Here is a 12,988-nt window from a genome sequence, read left to right as displayed (position 1 = left end):
GCACCTCCTGTGCTCCGGTCGCCTTGCGCTAGGGCCGCTCGCCGATCCGTAAAGCACTTTTAGGCCCCGCCGAAGTCGGCCGGCAGGCCGAGAAAGTTCTGGATGATGAAGAAGTGGTCCTCGAACAGGCTGTCGGGCTCGAGTTCGGCCAACGGTACCCAGCGCGCGTGATCGCCGCCCTTGACCGGCTTGAGCCGGGGCAACTGCTGGTCGGGGCGCAGGGCGAAGTAGAAGGCCTCGGCCAGGGTGCGGCCGCGCCAGCTGCGGTGGGGTTCGTCGAACAGCCGCTGGCCGCGCAGCGAGCCCTTGAGTACCGGTTCCGGTACCTTGAGACGGACCCGCTCGCGCAGTTCGCGCAGGCAGGCGTCGAGCAGGCGCTCGTGCGGGTTGACGAAGCCACCCGGCAGCGCCAGCAGCCCCTTGCCCGGTGCCGCGGTGCGCCGCACCAGCAGCACGTGGCCCGACTGCACCACCACGGCGTTGACGGTGACGAAGATCGGCGGGTAGGGGGCGTTGGCCCAGGCCCTGCGATACTGGTCGAGCAGCGTCTGCTCTTCCATCAGCTGCAGGTGGGCGTCGCTGCCGGCGAAGTCGCGCAGCGCATCGCACACCCCGGGCGGCAGGTCGTGGGCTGCCCCGGTGCTGAGGTAATCCTCGGTGGAGGAGGGTGAACGAAACAGGCGCTCGCGGATCTGGCTGGCGGAGATGCCATCGACCAGCGGCACGCTGACCGACTCCCACTGGGGGAACAGCGAGAGGTAGTAGCTCGACTGGCCGCGGCTCGCGCCGATCAGGCCGATGCGTGGCAGCCGGGCGTGGTGATGGCCAGCGATGTCGCGCACCTTGCGCTGCACGTCGCGCACCCAGACGTCGTTGTTGTAGAGCGCATCGAGTAGCGGCACGATCTCCAGCCGTGCATTTTCCTCTTCGTCGAAGCAGCTGCGCAGCTGCGCCTGTCGCTCGTCGAAGCGCCAGGGGTTGCGCAGCGAGCGTGCCTGCCAGGCCGAACCAACGAGCACGATGACCTGACGCGCATGGCGCAGGGCCTCGTTGATCACGGCCAGGTGCCCGAGGTGGGGAGGCTGGAAACGCCCGATGAAGACGAGACAGTCGAAATCGTGATCGGTATCGCTCATCGGCGTATCCTTCGCGTGTGGCTCGGGGGCCTTATTATGGGCGCGGTCGGTTTGGGGCTGCAATGCAAGCCTTTGGCCGACAGGAGCATTTCGATTGCCTAAGCTGGGTACGAAAGTTGTTGACAAGGAGGTGGCGTGCACAGTCTCTCGTTAAGGTTCTGGTGGAATGCGCTGCAGCAAGGCTTCAGCCTGTGGTTGGAGCGCAATGCCTTCAGCTATGCCGGTTCGCTGGCTTTCTACACGTTGTTCTCGCTCGCGCCGACGGTGATCATCGCCGTTGCTGTCATCGGCGTGGTGTTCGGCGAGGATGCCGCCCAGGGGCAGATCGTCGCCCAGTTGCAGGGAACGCTGGGTGAAGAGGCGGCGCGAGCGGTCGAACAGGCGGTGGCGGCGTCGCGTATCGAGGAGTCGGGTCTCGTGCCGACCCTGCTCGGCTTTGGCGGCCTGCTGGTGGGGGCCACCACGGTGTTCGCCCAGATGCAGTATTCACTGAACATGATCTGGGGCGTGACCGCCAAGCCCAGCCGCAACAGTGTCCTGGTATTCCTCAAGCAGCGACTGCTGTCGCTCACGGTGGTGCTCGCCATCGGCTTCATCCTGCTCGTCTCGCTGCTGGTGGGCGTGATGCTGCGTGCCGTGCTGCAGGCCATCGACGACGCCATGCCGCTGGTGGGGCCGCTGACGGCCGGGGCGGAATTCCTCATCTCCCTGGCTGTGATCGCCGCGCTGTTCGCGACGATCTTCAAGGTGCTCCCCGATGTGGTGCTGAGTTGGCGGGACGTACTGCTGGGAGCGCTGGTCACCTCACTGCTGTTCGCCATCGGTCGCAGTGCCATCGCCTACTATCTGGCCTATACCGCGACCGCCTCGACCTACGGCGCCGCTGGTTCGCTGGTGATGATCCTGCTGTGGGTCTACTACAGCTCGCTGATCCTGCTGTTCGGCGCCGCCTTCACGCGTAGCTACGTGGTCGCGATGGGGCGTGAGGTGGTACCGCGCAACAGCGCCGTGATCGTCAGGCGCGAGCTGTTGACGGAGTGAGCGAGTGACGAAGCCGGGCGCCGATGGCGCCCGGCAACGGCTCAGCCTTGCAGGCGCTCGCGGGCGAGCCGGTCGGCCACCTCTGCCGGGTTGCTGTCCTCTTCCCGGGCGCGCGTGAGGATTTCGTCGATGGTGGCGGAGATCCGCTCCACGTGGCGCATCACGGCTTCCCGGTCGTAGTGGTCATGGCGTTGGGCCTCAACCTCGATGACGCCGCCGGCGTTGGCTACGTAGTCGGGGGCGTAGAGGATGCCACGCGCATGCAGGCGCTCCGCCACGTCGGGCGTGGCGAGCTGATTGTTGGCCGCCCCGCAGACCACCTTGGCCTTGAGCCGTTCGGCCACCGCTTCCGTCAGCACGGCGCCCATGGCGCAGGGAGCGAAGACGTCTGCATCGACATCGAAGATTTCCCCCGGTGCGACACTTCGCGCCCCCAGTTCGTCGCTGAGCAGGCCCAGGCTGCCGCGATCGATGTCGGTCAACAGCAGTTGGGCGCCGGCTTCGTGCAGCTCGCGGGCGAGGTGGGCGCCGACGTGGCCGACACCTTGGATGGCCACGCGCAGGCCCTTCAGGTCGTCGCGACCGAAGCGATGACGCACGGTGCTCTTCAGCGCGCAGAACACGCCATGGGCGGTGAAGGGCGAAGGGTCGCCGGACTCGCCGTCATGGCCCAGGCCGCTGACGTGACGGGTCTCCTCCCGAATCAGTCGCATGTCCTCTTCGCCGCTGCCGGAGTCCTCGGCGGTGATGTAGCGTCCGCCCAGCGATTCGACGAGCCGGCCCATGGCGCGCAGCAGGGCAGGCGTCTTGTCCCGACGGGGATCGGCGATGATGACCGCCTTGCCGCCGCCGAGGGGCAGGTCGGCCAGGGCCGACTTGTAGGTCATGCCGCGGGACAGCCGCAGCACGTCGGTGAGGGCGTCAACCTCGTTGGCATAGGGGTAGATGCGCAGGCCGCCCAGGGCGGGACCGCGGCGCGTGTCGTGGACGGCGATGATGGCGCGCAGACCGCTGGCTTCATCGCAGCCGAAGACGATCTGCTGGTGATGGTCGAACTCGGGGTGGTCGAAGACCCGCATGGCGTTATCTCCCTTGTGAGGATCCATTGTTGTGGTCGTAAGCGCGGTGGGTGGCAGCGCTTCCAGTGGGGCGGCCGTTGCTTGTGGCGAGGCCGCATCCCTACTATCTAGATTAGAGCATTTGGGCAGATGGCTGGAATCCCGCTCGCCGGCTTCGAGCGTTGATACCGATCTCCTGTTCAGGCTTGACGCGAGTGGCCAGACTGGGATGGACGAACACCAACTGGCGGAGCGAGGAGGGAAGCATGAACAAGCGCTGCGTGAAGGCCCTGGTGGCTGGCAAGGTACAGGGTGTGTGGTACCGCCGGGCGGTTCAGGAGCAGGCGCTGCAGCACGGCCTGACCGGCCATGCCAGAAACCTGGCCGACGGCCAGGTCGAGGTGCTGCTGTGCGGTGACGGCGAGGCGGTCAATCAGGTTGCCAACTGGCTGTGGCAGGGGCCGCCGAATGCCCGGGTCACGCACGTCGAGCTGGAAGCGCTGGAGTGTCATGACCCGGACAACTTCGTCTGTTTGTAATGCCGGGGAGGCCCCTTAGCTCAGGGTGTCGGCAATCCACTCCACCACGGCCTCGCCGTCGACCTCGAGGCACACCTCCGCCAGGGGCGTCTGCGACCAGCGCTCCTGAATGAAGCCGCGCCCCTCGGGGGCAAACAGGGTCTGGCCCTCGGCGATGCCCTCGGTGACGACCGACAGGTGCCCCGGGGCGGTGGTGAACAGCTCCGGGCGCAGCAGCCAGGCCAGCGCGCAGCTGTCGTGGGGACAGCAGCCGTCGATGCCGAGGAATTCACGGTAGAAGTCGCGATAGAAGGCGTAGCTGCCGGCCAGCACCTTGCCGAGCTCGCCCTGGCCCGCCTCGATGCGATGCATGTGCGCCTGGCTGAGCACGCAGCGGTGGGTGACGTCGAGCCCGACCAGGGTCAGCGGCCAGCCGGCGGTGAGCACGCGCTGGGCGGCATGCGGGTCATTGAACATGTTGGCTTCGGCCACCGGAGTGACGTTGCCACCCTCACGGATCGAACCGCCCATGATCACCACGCGCTTGACCTTCTCGGTCAGCCCCGGGTCGAGCTGCAGGGCGGCGGCCAGGTTGCCCACCGGCCCCACCGCGACCAGCGTGACCTCGCCGGGGCGGGCATTCACCGTATCGACGATGAACTGGGCGGCGCTGCGCGGATCCTTCTCGCCCCTCACTTCGGGCAGTTCGATGTTGCCCAGGCCATTGGCACCGTGGATGTGGGCCGGCGCCGGGTGGCGTGGCTTGACCATGGGGCCGGCGGCACCCTGGGCGACGGGGATGTCGCGACCGGCCAGCTCGCTCAGCAGCAGGGCGTTGTGAGTGGCGGTCTCGATGTCGACGTTGCCGTAGGTGGTGGTCAGGCCGAGCAGCTCGATCTCGGGATGGCGCAGGGCGATGGCGATGGCCTGGGCGTCGTCGACGCCGGGGTCGGTATCGAAGATGATCGGATGCGACACGTTGCCTCCTTGTGGGTGTCAGGCGTTTGAGGGGCTGGCGAGGAACCGTTCGACCTCGTCGCGGGACGGGATGCTGTCGGCGGCGCCGGGGCGCTGTACGCCGAGCGCCGCGGCATGAGCGGCGAACGCCAGGCAGTCGGGGAGTGAGCGCTGCTCCTGCAGCGCCGCCATGAAAAAGCCGATGAAGGTGTCGCCGGCGCCGGTGGTATCCACCGGCGCCACCGGCAGCGCGGGCTGGAAGTGACGCTCGCTGCCGGACTGGTACCAGGCGCCCTCGCGACCGAGGGTCAACACCGTGGCTGTAGCCGGCAGTCGCGCGTGCAAGCCTTCCAGCAGTACGCGGGCGTCGCTCGTCTCGGGCAGGCCGGCGAGCCAGGCGGCCTCGCCGCGGTTGACGAATAGCAGTTGGCAGGCTTCCAGCGGCAGCGCCAGCACCGTGTCGCTCATCGGCGCGGGATTGAAGGCGATGGCGAGCCCCTGCTGGCGGGCGCACTCGAGCAGCTCGGGCAGGGCGTTACACTCGTTCTGCACCAGCAGCCAGTCGCCGGGCCTGGCCGTCTCGCACAGCGCTTCGTGGTGGCGGCGGGTGAAGCCGTGGTTGGCGCCGGGGCAGAGAATGATGGCGTTCTCACCATGGTCGTCGACCTGGATGATGGCATGGCCGCTGGGCTCGTCCACCAGTTCGACATGCGTGACGTCGACCCCGGCGCGGGCCAGCCTGTCGCGGGCCCAGCCGTCCTGTCGGCCCAGCCGCCCCCAGTGACACACCTGGCCGCCGGCCAGGGCCATGGCCAGCGACTGATTGGCGCCCTTGCCACCGAGGCCGACCTGATAGCTGCGGCTGGCCAACGTCTCGCCGGGGTGGACCAGGTGCGGTACCCGATAGAAGTGGTCGAGGTTGATCGAGCCGAGGTTGTGAAGCATGGAGTTGTGCAGCATGGTCATGCTCCGTCCCGCTGGGCCTTCCAGCGGCGCAGGTTGTCACCGGTGAGCGCCACGATGCGCTGGCGCGCTTCGGGGGTGATCCAGGCGTTGTGCGGGGTGACGATCAGGTTCAGGGGCTCGCCCAGGGCGTCGAGCAGGGGATGCCCGTCACGCGGCGGTTCCACCGGCAGCACGTCGACACCCAGTCCGCCCAGGCGCCCGCCGCGCAGCGCTTCCAGTGCCGCTTCCTCGTCGATGATGCCGCCGCGGGCGCAGTTCACCAGCAGGGCACCGGGTTTCAGCGAGGCGAGCAGGTCGGCGCCGATCAGGTGGCGGGTGGCCTCGGTGAGCGGGCAGTGCAGGCTGATCACGTCGGCCTCGGGGGCGAGCTCGGCGATGCCAGGGCGGCTGTCGCCGGCCTCGTTGCCGGGCCGGGCGGCGAAACTGACACGCATGCCGAAGGCTTCTGCCAGCGCAGCCACGCGCCTGCCCAGCTCGCCCTGGCCGACGATGACCAAGTGCTTGCCTTCGAGCTGCAGCGTGCCGTGGTCCATCAGACAGAAGAAGGGACTCTGATTCCAGCGCCCGGTCGCCACGTCGCGCTGGTAGAGCGGCAGGCGATTGGCCAGGGCCAGGATCATCATCAGCGTATGCTGGGCCACGCTGGCGGTGCCGTAGGCCGTGACGTTGCGCACCGGAACGCCCAAGCGCTCCGCCGTGGCCATGTCGATGTTGTTGGTGCCGGTGGCCAGCACGCAGATCAGCCTGAGCTCGGGCAGCGCCTCGAGGGTGGCGCCGTCGAGTACCACCTTGTTGACGATGGCGATCTCGGCGCCCGCCAGGCGCTCGCGGCTCTGCGCGGTGGTACTGGTCTGGTGGACCTCCAGCGTATCGACCTGCTCGCGGATGGCGGTGAGGTCGACGTCAGGGCCCAGGCTGGCGGCATCGAGTATCACGGCTTTCATGCTGGATTCCTTGTGTTGGTTCGCCGCGGCAGGGCTGGGACAGGCCTTGCAGGGCACGTTATACTATCGGGCTTTCACGGCAGGCTTGGAAAGTGCACCGCTCGACCCTATATCGCCGTTGGTTGCGCGCTGTCGAATCAGGAGTGAATTGAACCATGCCCATCTATGAATATCAGTGCAAGGCCTGCGGCCATCGACTGGAGAAGCTCCAGAAGCTCAGCGCCGCTCCCCTGACCGACTGTCCCGCCTGCGAAGCACCGGCGCTCGGCCGCCTGGTTTCCGCGGCGGGCTTCCGTCTGGCCGGCGGCGGCTGGTACGAGACCGACTTCAAATCCGGCAGCAAGAAGAACCTCGCCGGCGATTCGGGAAGTGGCGGCGGAGAAGGCAAGCAGAGCAAGGCGCCGGCGAAGGACGGCGCCGCGGCCTGACCGTGACCCATACCGACCATTTCACAGACAACGCTTAACGAAACAGGATACGACATGCGCAGCCATTATTGCGGCCAGCTCAACGAGACCCTGGTGGACCAGACGGTCACCCTGTGCGGCTGGGTTCACCGCCGCCGTGACCACGGAGGCGTGATCTTCCTCGACATGCGCGATCGCGACGGCATCGCCCAGGTCGTGGTCGACCCCGACACCGCCGAGGCCTTCGCCACTGCCGACCGGGCTCGCAGCGAGTTCGTGCTTCGCATCTCCGGTCGCGTGCGGCTGCGCCCCGAAGGCACCCAGAACCCCAAGATGCCCACCGGTTTGGTCGAGGTGCTGGCCAAGGACGTCGAGGTGCTGAACACGGCGGCCACGCCGCCGTTCCAGCTCGACGAGCATGGCAAGGTGGGCGAGGAGGTGCGCCTCAAGCATCGCTACATCGACCTGCGTCGGCCCGAGATGATCGAGAAGCTGCGCCTGCGCTCGCGCATCTCGCACCACGTGCGCGCCTTCCTCGAAGGCCAGGGCTTCCTCGACATCGAGACGCCGATCCTGACCCGCGCCACGCCCGAGGGCGCGCGCGACTACCTGGTGCCGAGCCGCACCCATCCGGGCAGCTTCTTTGCCCTGCCGCAGTCGCCGCAGCTGTTCAAGCAGCTGCTGATGGTGGCCGGCTTCGACCGCTACTACCAGATCGCCAAGTGCTTTCGCGACGAGGACTTGCGCGCCGACCGACAGCCCGAGTTCACCCAGATCGATATCGAGGCCTCCTTCGTCGAGGAGGAGGACATCATGGGTGTGACCGAATCCATGATCCGCGAGCTGTTCCAGGACGTGCTCGACGTCGAGCTGCCCGAGTTCCCGCGCATGAGCTGGGCCGACGCCATGGATCGCTACGGCTCCGACAAGCCCGACCTGCGCATCCCGTTGATGCTGGTCGACGTCGACGACCTGATGAAGCAGGTCGACTTCCAGGTCTTCTCCGGCCCGGCCAATGCCGCCGACGGCCGCGTGGCGGCGCTCAAGGTGCCGGGCGGGGCCAGCATGTCGCGCAAGGTGATCGACGACTACACCAAGTTCGTCGGTATCTACGGCGCCAAGGGCCTGGCCTGGATCAAGGTCAACGAGCGCGCCAAGGGGCTCGAGGGCCTGCAGTCGCCGATCGTCAAGTTCATGGAGAACGTGATCGAGGAGCTGCTCGACCGCATCGGTGCGGAGGATGGCGACATCGTCTTCTTCGGCGCCGACAAGGCCAAGGTGGTCAACGAGGCGTTGGGGGCGCTGCGGGTCAAGCTGGGTGAGGACCTCAACCTCTATACCCGTGACTGGGCGCCGCTGTGGGTGGTCGACTTCCCGATGTTCGAGACCGACGACAGCGGGCGCCTGAGTCCGCTGCACCACCCGTTCACCTCGCCCTCGTGCAGCCCCGAGGCGCTCAAGTCCGACCCGGCCGCGGCGCTCTCGCGAGCCTACGACATGGTGCTCAACGGTACCGAACTGGGTGGCGGCTCGATCCGTATCCACGACCAGCAGATGCAGAGCACCGTGTTCGAGATCCTCGGCATCGGCGAGGAGGAGGCCCGCGAGAAGTTCGGCTTCCTGCTCGACGCCCTGCACTATGGCGCGCCGCCCCACGGCGGCCTGGCCTTCGGTCTCGACCGCCTGGTGATGCTGATGGCAGGGGCGCGCACCATCCGTGAAGTGATCGCCTTCCCCAAGACCCAGAGCGCGGCCTGCCTGATGACCGACGCCCCGGGCGAGGTGAGCGGCGACCAACTGCGCGAGCTCAACATCCGCCTGCGCCAGAAGGCCAAGGCGGAAGGGCAGGAGTGAATACGCCAGCCTGCTGTGCGATGAAAGAAACCGGCGCCCACGTGGCGCCGGTTTCACGACGCGTCAAGCGACGTCATGCCGGGCGCGTGTCGGTCGCCCGCGAACGGGGGAACGCAGCGTGCTGATCCTCGGTATCGACCCGGGCTCGCGCATCACCGGCTACGGCGTGCTCGACGTCAGCACACCCACGCCGCGCTACGTGGCCAGCGGCTGCATCCGCCTGCAGGACGTCGAGTTGCCGCAGCGCCTGGCGCGCATCTATGCGGGTATCGCCGAATTGATCGGCGAGTATCGTCCGGGGGAAGTGGCCATCGAGCAGGTGTTCATGTCGAAGAACCCGGACTCCGCGCTCAAGCTCGGCCAGGCGCGAGGGGCGGCGATCGTCTGCGCCGCCAACCATGGCCTGCCGGTCGACGAATACGGGCCGCGCCAGATCAAGCAGGCGGTGACCGGCAGCGGTGGGGCGACCAAGGCCCAGGTGCAGCACATGGTGGTCGCGATCCTGGGGCTCGGCGCCTCGCCGCAGGCCGATGCCGCCGATGCCCTGGCCATCGCGCTGACCCACGCCCATGCCAGGCTCGGGCTGCTGACCCGAGGCAGTTTCGGCGGGCATCGCTCGCGGCGCCGAGGCGGTTCCTGGCGCGATTTCCGCCCTTGAATGAGGCCGGGCAGCGGCAGTCGATTAATTGTCGAACACCGTTTACTCTAGACTGGTCAGGCGCTTGAGTGATCAGTATAGTGGCGCCAGGAAGGCCTTTGGCCATGGTCGTATACGGATCGGGACACTGAATTCCATGATCGGACGCCTGCGTGGCACCCTGCTCGAGAAGCAGCCCCCCTGGCTGGTGGTGGACGTGGCCGGCGTCGGCTACGAGCTCGAAGCCTCGATGACGACGCTGATGGCGTTGCCCGGGGCGGGGGAGCCCGTCTCTCTCTATACGCACCTCACCGTGCGCGAGGATGCGCATCTGCTGTTCGGTTTCGCAAGCGAGCAGGAGCGGGCACTGTTTCGTGCGCTGATCAAGGTCAATGGCGTCGGCCCCAAGCTGGCCCTGGCGATTCTATCCGGCATGGACGAGACGGCTTTCATCCGCTGCGTGATGGAGGATGACGCCAAGGCGTTGACGCGTCTGCCCGGTGTCGGCAAGAAGACCGCCGAGCGCCTGATCGTCGAGATGCGCGACCGCTTTCCCCACTGGGAACACCCGGGAGCGACCGACCTCGCCGGCGCCAAGCCGTCACCCGCCACCGGACAGGGGCGTCAGGACCCGCTGGCCGACGCCGAGGCCGCGCTGGTCAGCCTGGGCTACAAGCCCACCGAGGCGGCCAGGATGCTCTCGGGGCTCGACGAAGGCTTGTCGACCGAGGCCATGATCAAGGCGGCGCTGACCCGGCGCATGGCGGGTTAGGGCGAGGCTCGACGCATGTCTCCATCACGGTGCCAGGATTCATCCGATCGGTGACAGAGGGCATTTTCATGAGCGCCACGAGTGTTCGACATGATGCACAATGATCGCTTGATCGCCGCCGACGAGCGCGAGGGCGAGAGCCGCGTCGACCATGCGATTCGCCCCAAGCGGCTAGCCGAGTACATCGGCCAGCCCCGCGTGCGCGAGCAGCTGGAGATCTTCATCAGTGCGGCGCGGGGGCGCGACGAGAGTCTCGACCATACCCTGGTGTTCGGTCCTCCCGGGCTGGGCAAGACCACGCTGGCCAACATCATTGCCGCCGAGATGGGGGTAGGGCTCAAGGCCACCTCCGGGCCGGTGCTGGAGCGAGCCGGCGACCTCGCCGCCATGCTCACCAACCTGCAGCCCGGCGACGTGCTCTTCATCGACGAGATCCACCGCCTGTCGCCGGTGGTGGAGGAGATCCTCTATCCCGCGATGGAGGACTTCCAGCTCGACATCGTCATCGGCGAGGGCCCGGCGGCACGCTCCATCAAGCTCGATCTGCCGCCCTTCACCCTGGTGGGCGCCACCACCCGGGCCGGCCTGCTCACTTCTCCGCTGCGTGACCGCTTCGGCATCGTCCAGCGCCTGGAGTTCTACGACATCGAGGAGCTCACCGAGATCGTTGCGCGCTCGGCCAGGCTGCTCGGCGTCGAGGCGGACCGAGGCGGTGCCCGCGAGGTGGCGCGCCGCTCGCGCGGTACGCCGCGCATCGCCAACCGACTGCTGCGCCGGGTGCGCGATTTCGCCCAGGTGCGCGGCAATGGCCAGGTGGACGCGACAGTGGCCGATCAGGCGCTGAACATGCTGCACGTCGACCACCATGGGCTCGACCACATGGACCGTCGCCTGCTGCTGGCCATGATCGAGAAGTTCGACGGTGGCCCGGTGGGTATCGATTCGCTGGCGGCGGCGATCGGCGAGGAGCGCGATACCATCGAGGACGTGATCGAGCCCTACCTGATCCAGCAGGGCCTGATGATGCGTACTGCCCGTGGTCGGGTGGTGACCCGCCAGGCCTGGCAGCACTTCGACCTGGTGCCGCACGAGCAGGCTCTGGATGCCTCTGGCGAGGTGCGTCAGTGAGTGATTTTCGCCTGCCGCTGAGGGTCTACATCGAAGATACCGATGCCGGTGGCATCGTCTACTACGTCAACCATCTCAAGTTCATGGAGCGGGCGCGCAGCGAGTGGCTGCGCCAGCGCGGCTTCACCCAGCGTGAACTGCTCGACGCCGGTATCCAACTGGTGGTGCACCGGCTCGAGTGCCGCTATGCCAAGCCCGCCCATCTCGACGACGAACTCTCGGTCACGGCGGCCGTCGAAACCACCGGCCGCTGCCGGTTGAGATTTTCTCAGGCGGTGATGCGTGGCGAGGAACCCTTGTGCGAGGCGCGGGTCGACATCGCCTGTGTGGATGCCGTGCGTCTCAAACCCATGCCCTGGCCGCCGGCGCTCGCCGCGGTTCTCAACGGTCAACTGCAAGATCAGCGAGGAAGCCCGTGAACGACTCCATGTCAATACCACACCTGATCATGAGCGCCAGCACCGTGGTGCAGCTGGTCATGCTGATCCTGGTGATAGGTTCGATTCTCTCCTGGGTGGTGATTTTCCAGCGCACCTTCGTGCTGCGTCGGGCACGCCGGGCGCACCAGTCATTCGAAGAGCGCTTCTGGTCGGGGGTCGACCTCAACGAGCTCTACCGCGAGACACCCTCCGAGCAGGAGACCCAGGGCGCCGAACATGTCTTCCGCGCCGGTTTTCGTGAGTTCAATCGCCTGATGGCCAAGACCAAGAGCGCCGATGCCATCCTCGACGGCGTTCAGCGCAGCATGCGTGTCGCCTGGTCGCGGGAGGAGGAGCGCCTCACCCTGCACTTGGTGTTCCTGGCCACGGTGGCCTCGGCAAGCCCCTATATCGGCCTGTTCGGCACCGTGTGGGGCATCATGGGCTCTTTCCAGTCGCTCTCCATGGCCCAGCAGGCCACGCTGGCCACCGTGGCGCCGTGGATCGCCGAGGCGCTCATTGCAACCGCCATGGGCCTGTTCGCCGCCATCCCGGCGGTGATCTTCTATAACCGCCTGTCGTCCGAAACCGACCGCATGCTGGGCAAGTACGAGGACTTTGCCGAAGAGTTCCACTCCATCCTGCATCGCAATCTGCAGGGCCGCAGCGAAGCCGGCGCCGCCTGAGGGAGTCGCGACATGCATGGACCGTTCAACCGCGGTGGCCGCCGCAAGCCGATGGGGGAGATCAACGTCGTCCCCTTCATCGATGTCATGCTGGTGCTGCTGGTCATCTTCATGATCACCGCACCGATGCTGACCCAGGGCGTGCAGGTCGAGCTGCCCCAGGTCACCTCCGAGCCGATCGACGTCGAAGAGGACCGAGAACCCATCATCGTGTCGGTGGATCGAGAGGGGCAGTACTACCTCTCGATCGGCGGCGAGGAGATGAACGTGGAGCTCGAGGAGCTGGGTGACCGGGTGATCATCCTGCTCGATCGCCAGCCCGGCACGCCGGTCATGGTGCGCGGCGACCGCTACGTCCCCTATGGCGAAATCGTGACCCTGATGAGCACTCTGCAGGTGGCCGGCGTGGCCAATGTCGGGCTGATTTCCGAGCCGCCACCGCGTGATTAGGCGCTTCTTGATTAG

Annotated in this window: 15 protein-coding genes; 10 read left to right on the top strand and 5 right to left on the bottom strand. The window is 67.0% G+C overall.

The window, feature by feature from the left end; all coding sequences use genetic code 11:
- Positions 1-59: 59 nt before the first annotated feature.
- The gene (locus I4484_RS11130) at positions 60-1,136 is read right to left on the bottom strand and encodes a bifunctional nicotinamide-nucleotide adenylyltransferase/Nudix hydroxylase (protein WP_197447377.1); all 1,077 of its coding nucleotides are present in this window, start codon (positions 1,134-1,136) and stop codon (positions 60-62) included.
- Between the two features lie 135 nt (positions 1,137-1,271).
- Between I4484_RS11130 and I4484_RS11125 the strand changes: the two genes are divergently transcribed.
- Entirely contained in the window at positions 1,272-2,177 is a 906-nt protein-coding gene (locus tag I4484_RS11125; protein WP_197447376.1) for a YihY/virulence factor BrkB family protein, read from the top strand.
- Between the two features lie 41 nt (positions 2,178-2,218).
- Here the strand turns inward: I4484_RS11125 and I4484_RS11120 are convergent, their stop codons facing one another.
- Positions 2,219-3,256, bottom strand: coding sequence for a Glu/Leu/Phe/Val dehydrogenase (locus tag I4484_RS11120; RefSeq protein ID WP_197447375.1), 1,038 nt, complete (start codon positions 3,254-3,256; stop codon positions 2,219-2,221).
- A 245-nt stretch (positions 3,257-3,501) separates the two neighbouring features.
- On the opposite strand from I4484_RS11120, the gene I4484_RS11115 reads away from it, so the two are divergent.
- Positions 3,502-3,774, top strand: coding sequence for an acylphosphatase (locus I4484_RS11115; RefSeq protein ID WP_197447374.1), 273 nt, complete (start codon positions 3,502-3,504; stop codon positions 3,772-3,774).
- A 15-nt stretch (positions 3,775-3,789) separates the two neighbouring features.
- Here the strand turns inward: I4484_RS11115 and I4484_RS11110 are convergent, their stop codons facing one another.
- Genes I4484_RS11110 through I4484_RS11100 form a run of 3 tightly spaced genes read right to left on the bottom strand, consistent with a single transcriptional unit; the run spans position 3,790 to position 6,620 of the window.
- Positions 3,790-4,731: a nucleoside hydrolase gene (locus I4484_RS11110; protein ID WP_197447373.1), complete on the bottom strand. Its 942-nt coding sequence runs from the start codon at positions 4,729-4,731 to the stop codon at positions 3,790-3,792.
- A gap of 18 nt (positions 4,732-4,749) precedes the next feature.
- Entirely contained in the window at positions 4,750-5,676 is a 927-nt protein-coding gene (locus I4484_RS11105; protein ID WP_234283488.1) for a ribokinase, read from the bottom strand.
- Positions 5,673-6,620, bottom strand: a complete 948-nt coding sequence (locus I4484_RS11100; protein ID WP_197447372.1) for a D-2-hydroxyacid dehydrogenase — start codon at positions 6,618-6,620, stop codon at positions 5,673-5,675. Before I4484_RS11100 ends, I4484_RS11105 begins: the two co-directional genes overlap by 4 nt.
- 155 nt (positions 6,621-6,775) lie before the next feature.
- Between I4484_RS11100 and I4484_RS11095 the strand changes: the two genes are divergently transcribed.
- From I4484_RS11095 to tolR, 8 genes are all read left to right on the top strand, one after another.
- Entirely contained in the window at positions 6,776-7,048 is a 273-nt protein-coding gene (locus tag I4484_RS11095; RefSeq protein ID WP_197447371.1) for an FmdB family zinc ribbon protein, read from the top strand.
- 54 nt (positions 7,049-7,102) lie between these two features.
- Entirely contained in the window at positions 7,103-8,881 is a 1,779-nt protein-coding gene (gene aspS, locus I4484_RS11090; protein ID WP_197447370.1) for an aspartate--tRNA ligase, read from the top strand.
- A 118-nt stretch (positions 8,882-8,999) separates the two neighbouring features.
- Complete coding sequence (gene ruvC, locus I4484_RS11085) at positions 9,000-9,539, top strand: crossover junction endodeoxyribonuclease RuvC (RefSeq protein ID WP_197447369.1); 540 nt, start codon at positions 9,000-9,002, stop codon at positions 9,537-9,539.
- A 136-nt stretch (positions 9,540-9,675) separates the two neighbouring features.
- A complete protein-coding gene (gene ruvA / locus I4484_RS11080) occupies positions 9,676-10,290 on the top strand; it encodes a Holliday junction branch migration protein RuvA (protein WP_197447368.1) in 615 nt (204 codons plus the stop codon).
- A 90-nt stretch (positions 10,291-10,380) separates the two neighbouring features.
- The gene (gene ruvB, locus I4484_RS11075) at positions 10,381-11,418 is read left to right on the top strand and encodes a Holliday junction branch migration DNA helicase RuvB (protein WP_197447367.1); all 1,038 of its coding nucleotides are present in this window, start codon (positions 10,381-10,383) and stop codon (positions 11,416-11,418) included.
- Positions 11,415-11,837: a tol-pal system-associated acyl-CoA thioesterase gene (ybgC, locus tag I4484_RS11070; protein ID WP_197447366.1), complete on the top strand. Its 423-nt coding sequence runs from the start codon at positions 11,415-11,417 to the stop codon at positions 11,835-11,837. The genes ruvB and ybgC overlap by 4 nt, the downstream gene beginning before the upstream one ends.
- An 8-nt stretch (positions 11,838-11,845) precedes the next feature.
- Positions 11,846-12,523, top strand: a complete 678-nt coding sequence (tolQ, locus tag I4484_RS11065) for a protein TolQ (RefSeq protein ID WP_179951204.1) — start codon at positions 11,846-11,848, stop codon at positions 12,521-12,523.
- Positions 12,524-12,535: 12 nt separating this feature from the next.
- Complete coding sequence (gene tolR, locus I4484_RS11060) at positions 12,536-12,973, top strand: protein TolR (RefSeq protein ID WP_197447365.1); 438 nt, start codon at positions 12,536-12,538, stop codon at positions 12,971-12,973.
- The last annotated feature ends 15 nt before the right edge of the window (positions 12,974-12,988 follow it).

Source organism: Halomonas sp. SS10-MC5, from assembly GCF_015992245.1.
GTDB classification, from domain to species: domain Bacteria; phylum Pseudomonadota; class Gammaproteobacteria; order Pseudomonadales; family Halomonadaceae; genus Halomonas; species Halomonas sulfidoxydans.
Note: the sequence above shows the minus strand (reverse complement) of the source record. Positions and strands in the feature narration are given on the sequence as shown.